The sequence below is a fragment of the Thermoleptolyngbya sp. M55_K2018_002 genome (assembly GCF_015295965.1).
In the GTDB taxonomy this organism is placed as follows: Bacteria; Cyanobacteriota; Cyanobacteriia; order Elainellales; family Elainellaceae; genus Thermoleptolyngbya; species Thermoleptolyngbya sichuanensis.
On the sequence record NZ_DVEA01000403.1, the window covers coordinates 1 to 15,291 of the forward strand.

A 15,291-nucleotide genomic window follows, 5' to 3' on the forward strand; every position below is an offset into this window, starting at 1 on the left:
GGGTGTATCGGGTGGCATTGGTCTCTTCTTCGGCGTGGTTCCCGCCCGCCAGGCCGCCAAGCTTGACCCCATTGTTGCCCTCCGCAGTGCCTAACTTGCCTAACTTAACTATGCCTAACTGCGCCTAACTGCGCCTAACTCGTGCTGGCTTGGTAAGTTCCGGCTCCACTGCACCAACACCCCACCCTCCTAAAATCCCCTTTTCCTATGCAGCCCATCATCCGCCTCGAACACATCTCCAAAGTCTACGGTTCTGGCAATACGGAAGTCCGCGCCCTGTCGGACGTGAACCTGACGGTCGAAGCGGGGGAATATTGCTCCATCATGGGGCCCTCTGGGTCTGGCAAGTCCACGGCGATGAATGTGATCGGCTGTCTCGATCGCCCTACGTCTGGCCGCTATTACCTAGACGGAACCGATGTGGCGGGTTTGGATGATACAGAACTGGCCCACGTCCGCAATCGCAAGATTGGCTTTGTGTTTCAACAATTCCACCTGCTGCCGCAACTCACTGCCATCGAGAATGTGATGCTGCCGATGGTCTATGCAGGCGTGCCGGTACGCGAGCGCCAGGAGCGGGCCGCCGAAGCGCTGACCCGTGTGGGTCTGGAAAACCGCATGAACAACCGCCCCAATCAGCTTTCGGGAGGACAGCAACAACGGGTGGCGATCGCCCGCGCCATCGTAAACCGTCCTGTCTTGCTGCTAGCCGACGAGCCGACGGGTGCCCTCGACTCACACACCACTCAAGAAGTGATGAATATCTTTCAGGAACTAAATGCCAGCGGCATCACAGTGGTCATGGTGACGCATGAACCAGAGGTGGCTCGACTCACTCGCCGTGTGGTCTGGTTCCGCGACGGGCAGGTCATCCATGCCAACATGGCTCCGTCAGACATCGCTCAGGTGTCCGTTGCGCCTGTCTAAGCGGTTCTCACCTGGAGCGAAACCGAAATCACACCTGACAAGAACCCCCTACAAAAAAACAAAAAGACCTTGCGAGAATTCTCAGCAAGGTCTTGATGCTTTCTAGCTTGATTGGAGGTTCAATCGGGTAGGAAATCAGCTGCAAACTAGCTGGCGGCCGACTCCCTCATCCCAGATCTAGCGACCGATGCCCACATAGCGGAAACCAGCTTTCTCAATCGCTTCTTGATCGAGATAGTTCCGTCCGTCGATCAGGATGGGGCTGTTCATCAGCTTTGCCATCTTGGTATAGTCGAGCGTCTTAAACTGGCTCCAGTCTGTCACTAGCACCAGCGCATCGCAGCCATCTGCCAGACGCTCCGGATCGGTTTCCACAATCACGTTCGACAAGCCGTGGCGCATTCCGGTCTGAGATACCAAGGGATCATAGGCTTTGACCTTTGTGCCCAAACGAGTCAGATGCTCGATGATAGTCAGCGCAGGCGCATCGCGCATGTCGTCGGTGTCGGGCTTAAAGGTCAAGCCCAGCAGGCCCACCGTCTTGCCCTTCAGAATCTTCAGCACTTGCTGGAGTTTCTCAACCGCAATCAAGCGCTGGCGGTCGTTGACGCTCACAGCAGCCTTTAGAAGCTGAGCTTCATAGCCGTAATCATCTGCCGTGTGAACCAACGCCGCAACGTCTTTGGGGAAGCAAGAGCCACCCCAGCCGATGCCTGCTTGCAGGAACTTGCCGCCGATGCGCGAGTCCAGACCAATGCCCTTGGCGACCTGGGTTACGTCCGCACCCACGCGATCGCAGATATTTGCCACTTCGTTGATGAAGCTAATCTTGGTTGCTAGGAATGCATTGGCAGCGTACTTCACCATCTCTGCCGAACTGAGGTCAGTCACGACCACGGGCACCGTCGGGCCAGATTTGTCTTCCGCAAACTGACGAGCCACAATCGGCGCATACAGTTCCTTCATCATCGAGATGGCGCGGGAGCTATTGCTACCCAGCACAATCCGATCTGGATTAAAGGTGTCATACACCGCGCAACCTTCCCGCAGAAATTCGGGGTTGCTGACCACGTCGAAGGCCACATCCGGCTCTGCCACCGCCACGCCACCGCCAGCCGTAGCGACCTGACGCTCTAAAACGCCATCCATAACAATCATACGAACCCAGTCGCCGGAGCCAATCGGCACTGTGGACTTGTTCACAATCACCTTGTAGCCGCTGTTCAGGTGTGCCCCAATCCCACGCGCCACGGCTTCGACATAGCGGGTATCGCTCTCTCCGGTCGGCAGCGGAGGCGTACCCACTGCGATAAACAAAATCTCGCCATGTTCCACACCCTTGGCTAGGTCAGTGGTGAACTCAATCCTGCCTTCCTGAATGCAGGCGGTCATTAGCTCAGAGAGTCCAGGCTCGAAAATGGGCGACTGCCCGGACTTCATCAGCTTGACCTTTTCTTCGTTGTTGTCCACACAAATTACGTCATGCCCAATGTGAGACAAGCAAACACCTGTCACCAAGCCGACGTAGCCTGTACCGATAACACACACGCGCATGGGCAGTACCTCATTTATTCAACTGCTGACGATGGACAAGGGAAACGCATCCTGAACAACAAATCTCGAACAATAAAAATTCCTGCAAGATGCAGTCAGAGGCGCTCCAGATCTAAAACGCCCAGATAGGACAAGCTGTGTAGCTTATCAAAGCTACCGTGAGGCAGGATCAAAGGACTTGGCGGGGCACCGCCTCTACAAGACTGGCTCGTGAACCCAGTAGGAGGCTTCAGAGATTCTGGGGAACCCTGGGCAACCAGCCCCGCTAGTGTGAGGAAAACAAGGGAACTTTAGCGACGCGATCGCCCAAACGAGTCCGAAAATCCTCAATCGTAAGCCGTAGCCCATCTGCCAGAGGCACCGTCGGCTGCCAGCCTAGGTGCGTCTTAGCGCGAGTGATGTCGGGCTGACGACGGCGAGGATCATCCTGCGGCAGCGGCTCAAACTTGAGGGCTACATCAGGATTGATCATGGATTGCACCGTTTGAGCCAGTTGCAAAATGGTGTACTCCTCAGGATTCCCCAAATTAACCGGGCCCATAAAATCACCATTCATCAGGCGAATCAGTCCGTCTACCAAGTCCGAGACGTAGCAGAAACTGCGAGTTTGCGACCCATCGCCATAGACTGTCAGCGGTTTACCTTGCAGGGCTTGCACTACAAGATTGCTAACTACCCGACCGTCGTTTTCTAGCATCCGGGGGCCATAGGTATTGAAAATCCGAGCAACCCGAATTTCCACATCGTTCTGGCGATGATAGTCAAACGCCAGCGTTTCTGCGACCCGCTTTCCTTCGTCGTAGCAACTGCGAATCCCAATAGGGTTCACATTGCCGCGATATTCCTCCACCTGGGGATGAATTTCTGGGTCTCCGTAAACCTCAGAAGTGGATGCCAATAGGAAGCGAGCTTTGATCCGCTTGGCCAACCCCAGCATATTTAGAGTTCCCATGACGTTGGTCTTAATCGTCTTCACGGGGTTGTATTGATAGTGAACCGGGGATGCGGGACAGGCGAGATGGTAAATCTGATCGACTTCCAGCCGAATCGGCTCAGTAATATCGTGGCGAATTAGCTCAAAAAATGGGCTATCGATCCAGCGAAGAATATTTCGCTTATCGCCTGTATAAAAGTTGTCTAAACAAATCACCTCATGCCCCTCTGTCATGAGGCGATCAATGAGGTGAGATCCAATGAACCCTGCACCACCCGTCACTAAAATTCGCATAGTTACCACCGTATGAGTGTGTACAACTCCAAACGCACTACAGGCTGTCTAAAACTCAAGTATCTGGCACATGATCCAATGTGAGGCAAGCTTCCCGGCGCGGGTCACAGTATTTTCACGGAAATGTGAAGCTAGCTAAACAAATATCGCATAACAAAAATAAAATGATCTGCTTTTGTGGATACAACCTCTTCTCTAGCGCAACGCTCTATATCTAGGGGTACCCCAAATCCTAAGTTCGATGTGCGCTAAGAGTTCTGAAGCTGGGTCTGCGGCAAATTTGAGGATTTTAGAGGATTTGGAGGATTGATTTGTGGGAATAGGTTGGGCGATCGCCCCTAGTTTTTCCCTTAGTTTTTCCCCTAGTAAAGCTTGGAGGTTTCACAACTCCCTTTACAGACCAAACAAAAAGCGGACAGGAAACTCTGCCCGCTTTCATTAATCAAAGAATCTAGTGCCCTCACCTATTTCGACTGTTTACCCTCACGGCTAGCAGTCTGAATATAAAGAATCAGCAGGAAAACCGTTGGAACCAGAACGAATAGCAAGCTCGCAACAAACCCAAGATCATTGACAACCATAGTGCTAGACCCTCCACGCAAATCCAGAGATATAAACTCCTAAGACAACAGAATATCACTCCACCGCGTAAGCACATCAAGCCAACAGAGCTACGAAGACGCTGGAATCCTGAAGGTCTGACCCTTTGGTTACTCAGGTCTGCAACCCCTTAAGTCCGCAAACCCTATGGATTCAGACGACTTCCAGTTTCTCTGTTGAGGGATTTGTCTCCTCAGCACTGGAACCGGATACCTGCTCTTCTGCCAACACTTCCAAATCTGGCTCAGATGCTTCAGAAGATGAACCGGGTTCAGAGGATTGGGTCGCCCCCACTACGCCATCTTCCAAATCTGCCTGAGACGGTGAACTAGGCTGATACTCCACCGTCTCACCGGGCTTGGGCTTGGTCACGACGCTGACCAGCCCGTTTACCATCGTCTGGCAGGCGAGTCGATAGCTTGCGGGTTTCTTTCTCAGCTTCTGTTCCTCTACCGCAGTTCGCGGAGAGAGGTTTTCGGCCCCTTCGATGATTTCCACGACGCAAGTGCCGCACTGACCGTAGCCTCCACAGTTCATCATTTTGCCCATGAAGGTGTAGAGGTCGATGCTATTCTCAAGGGCCTTGAGCCTTAGATTCGCTCCGTCGGCAGCAATAATCTCTTTGCTTTCTTTAACAAACTTAATATTAGCCATGTCCGATACCGTCCCTGCGTCTTACGCAATGCGCCTGTAACCAATGCTTGCGTCCCATCCAGGCCCTGGTTACACTTTTTAATACACTTTCATTTTTACAACCGGATTGTCAAACTGTCGAAGTGTCTGGCGATCGCACGTTGTCTTTCATTGGTTCACAGGACTTTGGGCGGTTTGCCACGGATAATGGTGCTTGATTCTGGTAGGCTTACTAGTATCTTGCAGCTTAATAAAAAGGCTCAAAAAGGCGTTGAAACGTAATAGGAGGAGCGTAGTCGATGGGACTACCCTGGTATCGCGTACACACAGTGGTTCTGAATGATCCAGGACGCCTGATTGCTGTACACCTGATGCACACCGCGCTGGTTGCAGGCTGGGCCGGTTCAATGGCGTTGTACGAATTGGCGATTTACGACCCCAGCGACCCGGTTTTGAACCCCATGTGGAGACAGGGCATGTTTGTTATGCCGTTCATGGCTCGCCTGGGCGTTACTCAGTCCTGGGCAGGTTGGAGCATTACGGGTGAAACTGCGGTCAACCCTGGCTTCTGGTCATTCGAGGGTGTTGCTGCTGCCCACATCGTTCTGTCGGGACTGCTGTTCCTGGCAGCCTGCTGGCACTGGGTTTATTGGGATCTAGAACTGTTCAGAGATCCTCGCACGGGTGAGCCTGCACTGGACTTGCCCAAAATGTTCGGCATCCATCTTTTTCTTTCTGGTCTGCTTTGCTTCGGATTTGGAGCATTTCACCTCACAGGGCTGTTTGGCCCAGGCATGTGGGTGTCCGACCCTTATGGATTGACGGGAAGCGTCCAGCCTGTTGCTCCGTCTTGGGGCCCTGAAGGCTTCAACCCGTTCAATCCGGGCGGCATCGTGGCGCACCATATCGCCGCTGGCATCGTAGGCATTATTGCAGGCTTGTTCCACCTCACGGTTCGTCCGCCCGAGCGTTTGTATAAGGCGCTGCGGATGGGAAACATCGAAACGGTGCTGTCGAGCAGTATTGCAGCAGTATTCTTCGCGGCGTTCGTGGTGGCTGGCACCATGTGGTATGGCAGTGCTGCCACGCCGATTGAACTGTTTGGCCCAACTCGCTATCAGTGGGATAGCGGCTACTTCCAGCAAGAGATCAATCGTCGCGTTCAGGCGGATGTAGACGATGGTCTGACGTTGGCCGAAGCTTGGGAGAATATCCCTGAGAAGCTCGCTTTCTATGACTATGTAGGCAACAACCCGGCTAAGGGCGGTCTGTTCCGCACCGGGCCGATGAACAAGGGCGACGGTATTGCTCAGGGCTGGCTGGGACATCCTGTGTTTAAGGATGCCGCTGGGCGTGAACTGTTTGTGCGTCGGATTCCCAACTTCTTCGAGAACTTCCCGGTTATCCTGACGGATAAAGACGGCGTGGTTCGTGCAGACATTCCGTTCCGTCGGGCTGAGTCGAAATACAGCTTTGAGCAGGCTGGCGTAACGGCAACGATCTACGGCGGCGCGCTGGATGGTCAGGTGTTTGACGACCCGGCAGAGGTGAAGAAGCTTGCGCGTAAGGCTCAATTGGGCGAACCCTTTGAGTTTGATCGGGAACCTCTCAAGTCTGATGGGGTGTTCCGAACCAGTCCTCGCGGTTGGTTTACCTACGGACATGCGGTGTTTGCGCTGCTGTTCTTCTTTGGTCATATCTGGCACGGCTCTCGGACGCTGTTCCGCGACGTGTTTGCGGGGATTGACCCTGACCTCTCAGAAGAGCAGGTGGAGTGGGGCTTGTTCCAGAAGGTGGGTGACAAGTCTACTCGCCGTAAGGAAGCCGTCTAGGCATCTGAATTGTGAGTTGGAGGAGGGCTTGCTGACGAGTTTTGCTCTGTGAGCATTCCCTCCTTCAGGTTTGTATCTGCTGGATTCGTATCTGCTGTGCTGAGTTTTGGTCTGGTGCTACGTTTCCTTGAATAGCTTTAGGAGACTGTGTTATGGAGAGCCTGATTTACGTTTTTCTGCTGGTTTGCACGCTGGGACTGCTCTTTTTTGCGATCGCCTTCCGTGAACCGCCTCGCATTACCCGCGACAAGGATTAGTTTTACGGATTAGTTTTGCGCTTGCAACTTTTCGCTTGCAACAATGCAAAATCAGCCGTCGAATGAGGTTCCTGCTGGGAACGACTTCGACGGCTAATTTTATGGGCAGCTTTTTCACGCAGCCTATTTTCTTTGGGTGTGGAACGGGTGTGGAGCGCTTGGCACGCCCAGCCCTAGTTCACCAGCGATTGGGGCTTGACCGGGGATTGCCCTGAAGATTGCTCTGAGTGGGCGATCGCCGCCTGCACAAACCCTCGAAATAGCGGGTGAGGCGCGTTTGGACGCGACTGAAATTCGGGGTGAAACTGGCTAGCGATGAAAAACGGATGGCTGGGTAACTCGATAATTTCTACCAAGCGACCGTCGGGGGAAGTGCCGCTAATCATATAGCCTGTTTCTAAAAACAGCGTGCGATAGGCATTGTTGAACTCATAGCGGTGGCGATGGCGCTCGTAGACCACCTCTTCGCCATAGAGCCGCTCGGCCAGCGTGTTGGGTTGCAGCCGACAGGGATATAGCCCCAAGCGCATCGTGCCGCCCAGATCCACCACATCCTGCTGTTCGGGCAACAGGTTAATGACAGGGTTGCGGGTCTGCGGGTCAAACTCGGAGCTATTGGCATGTTCCATGCCGGCCACATGCCGCGCCCACTCGATTACCGAACACTGCATCCCCAAACACAGCCCCAGAAACGGAATCTGGCGATCGCGCGCGTATTGGATGGCGGTAATCTTGCCGTCGATGCCGCGACTGCCAAAACCACCGGGCACGACAACCCCGTGGATGCCTTGGAGTTGCTCGGCTACCGTCAGTGGCTCGATGTCTTCAGAGTTGATCCAGCGAATCCGCAGGTCGCCGCCCGTAGCCAACGACGCATGGCGCAGCGCCTCCACTACCGACAAATAAGCGTCGTTCAGCCGCACATACTTGCCTACGATGGCGATTTCCAGCGGACAGCCGGGGCGATGCAGCCGCTCTACCAGTTCTTCCCACTGGCGGAGGTCAGGGTCTCGCTGCTCCAGTTGCAGCAGGTCGAGTGCTTGGTGAGCCAGGCCTTCTTTTTCCAGCGTCAGGGGCACTTCGTAAATGCTGCTGGCATCCTGTGACGTGATCACGCATTCCACAGGCACATCGCAAAATTCCGACAGCTTTTCTTTAATTCCCTTTGGCAGGGGGCGATCGCACCGACAGACGAGAATATCCGGCTGAATCCCAATCGAGCGCAGTTCTTTGACCGAGTGCTGTGTCGGCTTGGTTTTCATTTCGCCAGCCGAAGCAATCCACGGCACTAGCGTCACATGCATATACAGCACATTGCGCCGCCCCACAGCTTTGCGAAACTGGCGAATCGCCTCCAGAAACGGCAGCGACTCGATATCGCCCACCGTGCCCCCAATTTCTGTGATCACCACGTCAGGGTGGGTGTTAGTGGCGACGCGCAAGATGCGTTCCTTAATTTCGTTAGTGATGTGGGGAATCACCTGCACCGTGCCGCCCTGATAGTCACCCCGCCGCTCTTTGTTTAGCACGGCTTGATAAATCGACCCGGTGGTGACGCTGTTCAACCGCGACATGGAAGTGTCGGTGAAGCGCTCATAGTGTCCCAGGTCGAGGTCGGTTTCTGCGCCGTCTTCCGTCACGAAGACTTCCCCGTGCTGAAACGGACTCATTGTGCCGGGATCGACATTGATGTAGGGGTCAAGTTTCAGGATCGAGACGGAATAATCGCGCGACTTGAGCAGTCGCCCCAGGCTGGATGCCACAATGCCTTTACCGATGCTGGAAACAACACCGCCCGTTACAAATACAAACTTTGTCATAGGTGGGGAAAGAGCGTGGGGGAAAGAGCGAGAAAACTGAAAAGCTGAGGGCGATCGCCAGGCTGCCAATTTGACCGAATCCATTCTGACACAAGCTGCCCCCTTCAATTCGCTCTGAGCCGTTCCCCAGACGCTATAAACCAATCCCCTAAAACAAACGGCGCACCTCATCGAGATGCGCCGCGCCAGAAACGTTAATAAAGAACTGTTCCAAAGAGCATCGCCGAGCAGCAATGCGTTAATCCTTAATGCGTCAATCCTTCAGGAACGCCATTTCAGGTTGTGTCATGAGATTTTGGCCAACCTATGGGACGATCGCCCTGTGCAGCTTTGCCTGCGTTTTGGGCTGCCTCTGTTTGGGCTGCCTCCGTCGGCTCCTGGGAAGAATTTTGGAAGAATTCCAGAATTCCCCGGTGGGTTTTCTGCTATTCGGCAACCATGACCTCGACCGTGTAGCGGCCGCGGCTGCTGGCATCAAAACCGTTGGCAATCACGATGTAGGTGCCGTCAGTGGCCAACGTCAGTTCCAACTGCGAGTTCTGAGGGTTGCCGCCTGCGCTGTGGTTTTCGCCCAGCACCTCACCTTCCGGGCTGATGACCGCCAGATAGGGCTGAAATTCAGTGCTGAATAGCTTGATCGTCACCGTTTGTCCAGCTTTACCTTCAAAGGTGAACTGGTCGTACAGGCTGTTATCGGAAGGCAGCACCATGTCGCCGTTTTCCAGCACGCCTTCTTCACTCAGCAGCATTTCCTGAGCGCGGGCGATCGCCCCTGTCGCACAGATTCCCACCGCTACTGCACCGGCCAGCACCCTGGCAAACCATTTCTGACCTGTCATAGCCCGTTCCTCAACTAAATCCAAATAGAACAAGTCGCGCTAGAGAATCCTGCGATGGTGTTTTAATGTCTCACCTGATACAGGGCCTGCCAAACACAACACAACGATTCTTACACGCTCTGCTATTTGGCTTCAGGGAGAAAATGCGGAATTCACAAAAGCAAAATCATTCTCTTCTTGAAGGTTACCCAGATTTGCCCCCGGACGTAATAGCCATCAGACGCACTGGATGGCGATCGCCCCTCAGTTGCGGCAAGTCTTGCAAGCCTTGTGGATAGGTCAATTGGGGGATCTGCCTTAGGAGGCGATCGCCCGCCTCAATTCGTTTACAAATCTCGCCCAACTGCTTGGAAATCCTGGGCAAAATTAACATAATGTTAATTAATGCAACGATATTTTTCAGAGGCACTCATGGCAGGACTATTCGGTTTGTTTGGCAAAAAGAATAATGCAGAGGCTTCGCCCTCTGTTAATAATGGTGCGGGCAACAATGGCAAGCCGGGAGCCTATTTCCTGGATGCAGACGATGCCAAGACAATGGGCAACATCGAGTACATGCGCTCGAAAAAAGTCATTAAGCACAAGTTTCCAAAGACCGCAGGCAACGGTGGCGAGTTTGAAGTGGAGTATGAAGTGTCTGCTGACAATATGAAGTCGGGCAACAGTCTGCAAGGTTCAACCGAACCGACTTCCACGTCTTCTGAAGCGACACCCAAGCTAACGAACGAGCGCCGCACGGCCGACTCCAGCATGGATCTCTTCCGTAACATGGCTCGCGACATTCGCAAGCGCTAGAGCTGATCAAGAAGTCTGAGCGTGGGGGGTGGGTTCGCCTGCCCCCTGACTGATTGCCAGTAGCCGAACCTACCGCTTATAAAACGTTTCGAGGCTGTGGCGATCGCCCACGAAGCGCCAGTGCCACGGTTCATAGCTCACGCCCTGAGCGTTGTCCTGAGGGAAAGACAGCTCAAACCCAAAGCGGGCAGCATTGGCCGTTAGCCAGCGGTAGGCGGCTGTCTGATCAAAATCGGTTTCCAAGTCTGTATCTGGGCGATCGCCGTCCCCGATATCCACTGCATAGCCCGTGTGGTGTTCGCTGTAGCCGGGGGGAGCGCTGACTTGGGCCCGTTCCTGCGCCGAGAGCGATCGCTTCGCCTTGAGCGTGAAAAACAGGTAAGTTTGTTCTTCCACCGAGCGAAAGCCCGACAGCGGCACCAGCCTCACCCGCTCAGCGCGAGCCGCCCTCACCATTGCCAAAAAGCGCTCGGCAGCCGCATCACGCAGCAGGACGCTGCCATTGGGAAGCACTGGGCTGAGGGTGTCTGGAGGAGCTTCGGCGTAGGCGATATGGCCCAACAGGCTATCGGCCGGGGTCAGCGACAGTTGAGACATCGCTGCGGACAAGCCGGCCTCGATCGGCTGATAGCCCTGCGCGGTAGAAGCATTGCTAAAGAACAAGCTGCGGCTGACCAGCGCAAGCTGCACCGCTGCCACAAAGCCAATCAGCCCCCATAGCCAAACCCGCCCCCGAAAGAGCGATCGCAGCCTATCCGCCGCCGCTCGAAACCCAAACCCACCGGGGTTCAAATCAGCCTCTAAACGCGCCCCATCTCGCTGAGCAACCGGGATATCGTCGGCCAGCCCATAGGAACCTTCCTGGCTAGAGACATCGGGCTGGGGCGCTGACGACTTGGGCAAACTAGCATCTTTCACGCAAACTCTCCCGCAGACTGGTTTAGTCCTGCGGGGTTATTATTGCATGGCCTTGGAAGAGCGTCATCCCCTTCGACACCCGGCAAAATAACTCAACGGTCTGCTGAACCCTTGCTCTGCAACGATAGCCCTAAAACCGTTCAAAATATCCCAACGATAGTCAACCTATGGAATTTCCGAGTCTTCGCTTGCTGAGTCTCTATATCCCGCTGATAGGCTGGAGCAGTTTGGGATTTTGGCTGGGACGGATTTGTCCGCCGTGGGTGGGCGATCGCCTCGGAAAGCTGCTGTTTTGGGTGGGAGTGCCGATTAGCGTGCTGGGGTTTCTGCGCCAGTCCGAACTCTCGGCAGCGGTGTGGCTCGCGCCCGTGGCAGCGTGGCTGGCGATCGCGCTGGGGGGACTGCTGGGCTGGCTATGGCTGATGGCTACGCTAAAGCAAGGACAAAGACCAGAACAAAAACAACGACCTGTTTCTGCCCCCATGACTCAGAGCCGTCCTCAGCAAGGCAGCTTTTTGCTGGCCACCATGATGGGCAACACAGGCTATTTGGGGTTCCCCGTCAGTCTGGCGCTTGTAGGCCCAAAGTACTTTGCCTGGGCCCTGTTTTACGACATGATTGGCACGACGCTCGGAGCCTACGGGCTGGGCGTAGTCATGGCCGCCCACTTTGGCGGCGTGCAAAAGAGTCCACTGGATTTGCTGCGGGCGCTGGTGTACAACCCGGTGCTGTGGAGCTTTGCGCTGGGGTTAGGCATCCACAACATACCGCTACCGCTCTGGCTAGACTCGTTCCTCAAAGCAGGCGCTTGGACAAGCATTACCGTTGCCCTTGTGCTGATTGGAATGCGGCTCAGCCAGTTGCGCTCTTGGCGCAGTGTCCGCCTCGCCTCCGTCAGCCTGAGCGTGAAAATGCTCATTGTGCCGCTGCTGATCGGCGTGCTGCTCTCGTTGACCAGCCTCGGCTCAGCAGAAAGGCTGGCGATCGTCCTCCAGGTCAGTATGCCACCGGCCTTTGCGACCCTCGTACTGTGTGAAGCTTACGAGCTAGACCGAGAGCTAACGGTGACGGCGCTGGCCATGGGATCGATCGGGCTACTCGTCACGCTGCCCCTCTGGCTACTGCTGTTTCCCACAAGTTAGACGCAAGTTAAATGCAAGTTAGACGCAGCTAGAAGCAGCCCAAATGCGGCTTTGTGGTCTTTTTCCTTAGACCAACGCTCCTAGCCGACCCAGCTTACGTCGCTATCCGACGAGTTCACCGGAGGCAGGGGCTTGGAAATGGGAACCTCGCGCCGGGTAGGAGTCTTTTGGGTGTTGGCTGGCGCTGCTGGCGGCACTGGCTCGACTCGTTGAGCAGGTGCAGGAATCGGGGTCAACGGCGGCTGCTGTTGGCGCTGTTTCTCTTCCCAATCTTGAAATGCTTTCTTCTCTGGCAGGATCACCTTTTTCATGATCCACTCGATCGTCTGTTCTTTGATCCAGCCGCGAGCCACCAGCACCTCGCCCAGACGCATCCCAGTCGCCTGCTGATCATTCAGCGCCACCGTGACCTGATCCGGCGTGATCAGACCTGCATCTAGTAGGTAGCTGCCCAGGCGCTTGGGGCGCATCGGCATAGGAATAGATGTTACTCGATAGCGATCGCTCCTATCACGCATAGTCATAATTACCTACAGCAGATCAATACAGCGGTAAAGGCAAATCCCGGACAACCCTGACGCTCTGCGAAACCTGGAGCAGAAACCCTGTGCAAACGCACCACTAACCCAGGATCAGCCTCGCATCTCAGCGACTCATGACGGGCGGTGTAGCTTCAGATGTTTTGGCTCCCTGTTTTTGGCTCCTGATTAACAGAGTGACCTAGCGATGCCTTACCTCCGGGATAATACGGAGATTTGCCTAAGGCGAAAGAGTTCTTTACAGTATAACAACGGAATACTGACTCTTTCTTTATCGAGCCTTTACAGGTTGTTTCAGAATATCTCACAGAATATTTTTCGGCAATGGGGTGGGGTTAATTCTCTATAACTTAGGAAAATGAAATCACCCGGCGATAGGGGCTGAAACCCCTCAGGGACAAGACATTGCGCCGAATTGAAGCAGTTGATCGGGTGCTTTGGGCTTACCCCTTTACTCCACTACTGGTATCCGTTGGCACGATGTAGCGCTGAAGCAGACCGAATACCAGCAAGATGGGCGCTATGGAAATCACAGACCCCGCCGCAATTAGTCTCCAGTCGAGAGAAAATGCACCCGCAAGCTTGGCTACCCCCAGGGGCAGGGTGTAATAGTCGGGCTGGTCGAGCAAGATCAGCGGCCAGAGAAAGTCGCTCCAGGCTCCGATGAATACGAAAATTGCCAGCGTGATCAGGGCGGGGCGAACAGCAGGCAGCATCACATTCCACCAGATCCCCAGTTCCGAACAGCCGTCGATGCGGGCGGCTTCTTCTAGCTCCTTGGGGACACCTTGAAACGCCTGACGCAAGAGAAAAATCCCAAAGGCAGAGGCGATCGCCGGCAAGATCAATCCTAAGTACGTATTACGGAGTCCCAGCTTCACCGTCAGGACATATAGCGGAATCATCACAATCTGAAACGGAATCAGAATTGTGGCCACAATCAGCAGAAACAGCGCCTCGCGCCCGCGAAACTGGAGCCGCGCCAGGGGATAGGCCGCCAGAGAACAAAACAGCAGATTTAGCACCACCGTTAGCACTGCGACCAGGGTGCTGTTGAACAGGTAGCGCCCGAAAGGATTGGTCTGCCATACTGTTACAAAATTTTGCAGCGTTGGAGACTGGGGCAAAAACCGGGGCGGAAACTCGAAGATATTCTCCGTGGGGGCTTTGAACGCCGTACTGACCAGCCAAATCAGCGGCAGCAGCATGACGAGGGCGATCGCCCCCAGCAGGGCATACAGAGCAAGGGTCTTGAGCGATCGCGTCGAGGACATCAGGGGTTACGGGTTGGGGGTTAGGAACCAGGCAACATGCCCTTACCTGCAATAAGCCAGCGCCAAGGGAATTCTCTTGAGTTTACCTGGAGTTCGTCCATGTCCACCAAAACCCTAACCGCTAGACCCTTACGCCTCTTTCACCCAAACGCGCATTTCCTGGAGCGTCAGCGGGCCAAACTGGGTCGCCAGGGCCACATCGGCAGCATCACGACCATAGGCGATCGCAATTCGGTTTCCCCGTGGCTCTGGCTGCGTCGCATCGAAGGTATACCAGCGGCCCTCGGCGGTTGACCCGTCGGGGCTGCTGAGGAATGCCTCAAACCAGGCGTGCAAATCCATTGGCTCCAGTTCGTACAAGTAGCCCACCACCATCCGCGCCGGGATCGACAGGCTGCGGCAGAGGGCGATCCCCAGATGGGCAAAGTCGCGGCAAACGCCGATTTTGCTTTGGGCAGTGTCTACCGCAGAGGTGGAGGCGTTGCTGGTGCCGTATTGATACTTCACCTGGGTATGAATCCAGCGGCGGATCGTCTCCACCTGGGCATAGCCGGGGTCTGTGTCGCCCACGATGGCGATCGCCTCGTCGTAGAGCATGTCCGACTGGCAGTAGCGGCTGGGCAGCAAAAACTGCACCACGCTATCGGGCAGCAGTTCCACGGGCACATAGGCGGCATCGGGCGCAACGTCGATTTCGTCCGCCGTTTCCACACAGGCGGCGGTGTAGACCAAAAACCGTCCCTCTGGTGTCACCAAGCGCTGACAGAGATTGCCATAGCTGTCGGTGTATTCCACCACGGGTACAGGCGGCTCCAGCCGATATTCCTCGCGCACGATCCACTGCCCCTCGCCGCTGCGGGGGCGCAACATCAGCAGCAGCGGACTTGGTGCTTCTGCTGAAAATAAAAGCTGACAGCCTGCTTCCAGCCGCAT

Annotated in this window: 15 protein-coding genes and 1 pseudogene; 5 read left to right on the forward strand and 11 right to left on the reverse strand. The window is 55.0% G+C overall.

Going from position 1 to position 15,291, the window contains the following annotated elements:
- Positions 1-207: 207 nt before the first annotated feature.
- Positions 208-927, forward strand: coding sequence for an ABC transporter ATP-binding protein (locus tag IGS51_RS20445; protein WP_297080612.1), 720 nt, complete (start codon positions 208-210; stop codon positions 925-927).
- A gap of 177 nt (positions 928-1,104) precedes the next feature.
- Here IGS51_RS20445 and IGS51_RS20450 read toward each other — a convergent pair whose 3' ends face one another.
- The 4 genes and pseudogenes from IGS51_RS20450 to IGS51_RS20465 all read right to left on the reverse strand — a co-directional run.
- Complete coding sequence (locus IGS51_RS20450) at positions 1,105-2,481, reverse strand: UDP-glucose/GDP-mannose dehydrogenase family protein (RefSeq protein WP_297080613.1); 1,377 nt, start codon at positions 2,479-2,481, stop codon at positions 1,105-1,107.
- 265 nt (positions 2,482-2,746) lie between these two features.
- On the reverse strand, positions 2,747-3,709 hold the full coding sequence (locus tag IGS51_RS20455) for a UDP-glucuronic acid decarboxylase family protein (RefSeq protein ID WP_297080614.1): 963 nt from the start codon (positions 3,707-3,709) through the stop codon (positions 2,747-2,749).
- A 464-nt stretch (positions 3,710-4,173) separates the two neighbouring features.
- Positions 4,174-4,290, reverse strand: a complete 117-nt coding sequence (gene psbM / locus IGS51_RS20460; protein ID WP_068511535.1) for a photosystem II reaction center protein PsbM — start codon at positions 4,288-4,290, stop codon at positions 4,174-4,176.
- Positions 4,291-4,669: 379 nt separating this feature from the next.
- Positions 4,670-4,963 (reverse strand): annotated as a pseudogene (locus IGS51_RS20465) (2Fe-2S iron-sulfur cluster-binding protein); the annotation flags it as partial.
- A 278-nt stretch (positions 4,964-5,241) separates the two neighbouring features.
- Here IGS51_RS20465 and psbB point away from each other — a divergent pair.
- Both psbB and IGS51_RS20475 read left to right on the forward strand, forming a co-directional pair.
- Positions 5,242-6,774, forward strand: coding sequence for a photosystem II chlorophyll-binding protein CP47 (psbB, locus tag IGS51_RS20470; protein ID WP_172357619.1), 1,533 nt, complete (start codon positions 5,242-5,244; stop codon positions 6,772-6,774).
- Between the two features lie 152 nt (positions 6,775-6,926).
- The gene (locus tag IGS51_RS20475; RefSeq protein WP_172357618.1) at positions 6,927-7,031 is read left to right on the forward strand and encodes a photosystem II reaction center protein T; all 105 of its coding nucleotides are present in this window, start codon (positions 6,927-6,929) and stop codon (positions 7,029-7,031) included.
- 173 nt (positions 7,032-7,204) lie between these two features.
- Here the strand turns inward: IGS51_RS20475 and IGS51_RS20480 are convergent, their stop codons facing one another.
- From IGS51_RS20480 to IGS51_RS20490, 3 genes are all read right to left on the reverse strand, one after another.
- Positions 7,205-8,851 carry a CTP synthase gene (locus tag IGS51_RS20480; protein ID WP_297080615.1) on the reverse strand — a complete coding sequence of 549 codons (1,647 nt, stop codon included), beginning with the start codon at positions 8,849-8,851 and terminating at the stop codon, positions 7,205-7,207.
- Between the two features lie 425 nt (positions 8,852-9,276).
- The gene (locus tag IGS51_RS20485) at positions 9,277-9,690 is read right to left on the reverse strand and encodes a PPC domain-containing protein (RefSeq protein ID WP_172357616.1); all 414 of its coding nucleotides are present in this window, start codon (positions 9,688-9,690) and stop codon (positions 9,277-9,279) included.
- Between the two features lie 184 nt (positions 9,691-9,874).
- Positions 9,875-10,063, reverse strand: coding sequence for a hypothetical protein (locus IGS51_RS20490; RefSeq protein ID WP_297080616.1), 189 nt, complete (start codon positions 10,061-10,063; stop codon positions 9,875-9,877).
- A 38-nt stretch (positions 10,064-10,101) separates the two neighbouring features.
- Here IGS51_RS20490 and IGS51_RS20495 point away from each other — a divergent pair, with 38 nt between their 5' ends.
- Positions 10,102-10,485, forward strand: a complete 384-nt coding sequence (locus IGS51_RS20495; protein WP_297080617.1) for a hypothetical protein — start codon at positions 10,102-10,104, stop codon at positions 10,483-10,485.
- Between the two features lie 69 nt (positions 10,486-10,554).
- Here the strand turns inward: IGS51_RS20495 and IGS51_RS20500 are convergent, their stop codons facing one another.
- Positions 10,555-11,403 (reverse strand): D-alanyl-D-alanine carboxypeptidase family protein, encoded by an 849-nt coding sequence (locus tag IGS51_RS20500; RefSeq protein ID WP_297080618.1) that lies wholly within the window; start codon positions 11,401-11,403, stop codon positions 10,555-10,557.
- Between the two features lie 167 nt (positions 11,404-11,570).
- Between IGS51_RS20500 and IGS51_RS20505 the strand changes: the two genes are divergently transcribed.
- Entirely contained in the window at positions 11,571-12,545 is a 975-nt protein-coding gene (locus IGS51_RS20505) for an AEC family transporter (protein WP_297080619.1), read from the forward strand.
- A gap of 80 nt (positions 12,546-12,625) precedes the next feature.
- On the opposite strand, the gene IGS51_RS20510 is transcribed toward IGS51_RS20505, so the two are convergent.
- The 3 genes from IGS51_RS20510 to IGS51_RS20520 form a co-directional block, all read right to left on the reverse strand.
- Entirely contained in the window at positions 12,626-13,069 is a 444-nt protein-coding gene (locus tag IGS51_RS20510; protein WP_297080620.1) for a hypothetical protein, read from the reverse strand.
- A 458-nt stretch (positions 13,070-13,527) separates the two neighbouring features.
- Positions 13,528-14,358 carry a carbohydrate ABC transporter permease gene (locus tag IGS51_RS20515; protein WP_297080621.1) on the reverse strand — a complete coding sequence of 277 codons (831 nt, stop codon included), beginning with the start codon at positions 14,356-14,358 and terminating at the stop codon, positions 13,528-13,530.
- A 129-nt stretch (positions 14,359-14,487) separates the two neighbouring features.
- The coding region (locus tag IGS51_RS20520) for a transglutaminase family protein (RefSeq protein ID WP_297080622.1) at positions 14,488-15,291 on the reverse strand (804 nt) is incomplete at its 5' end.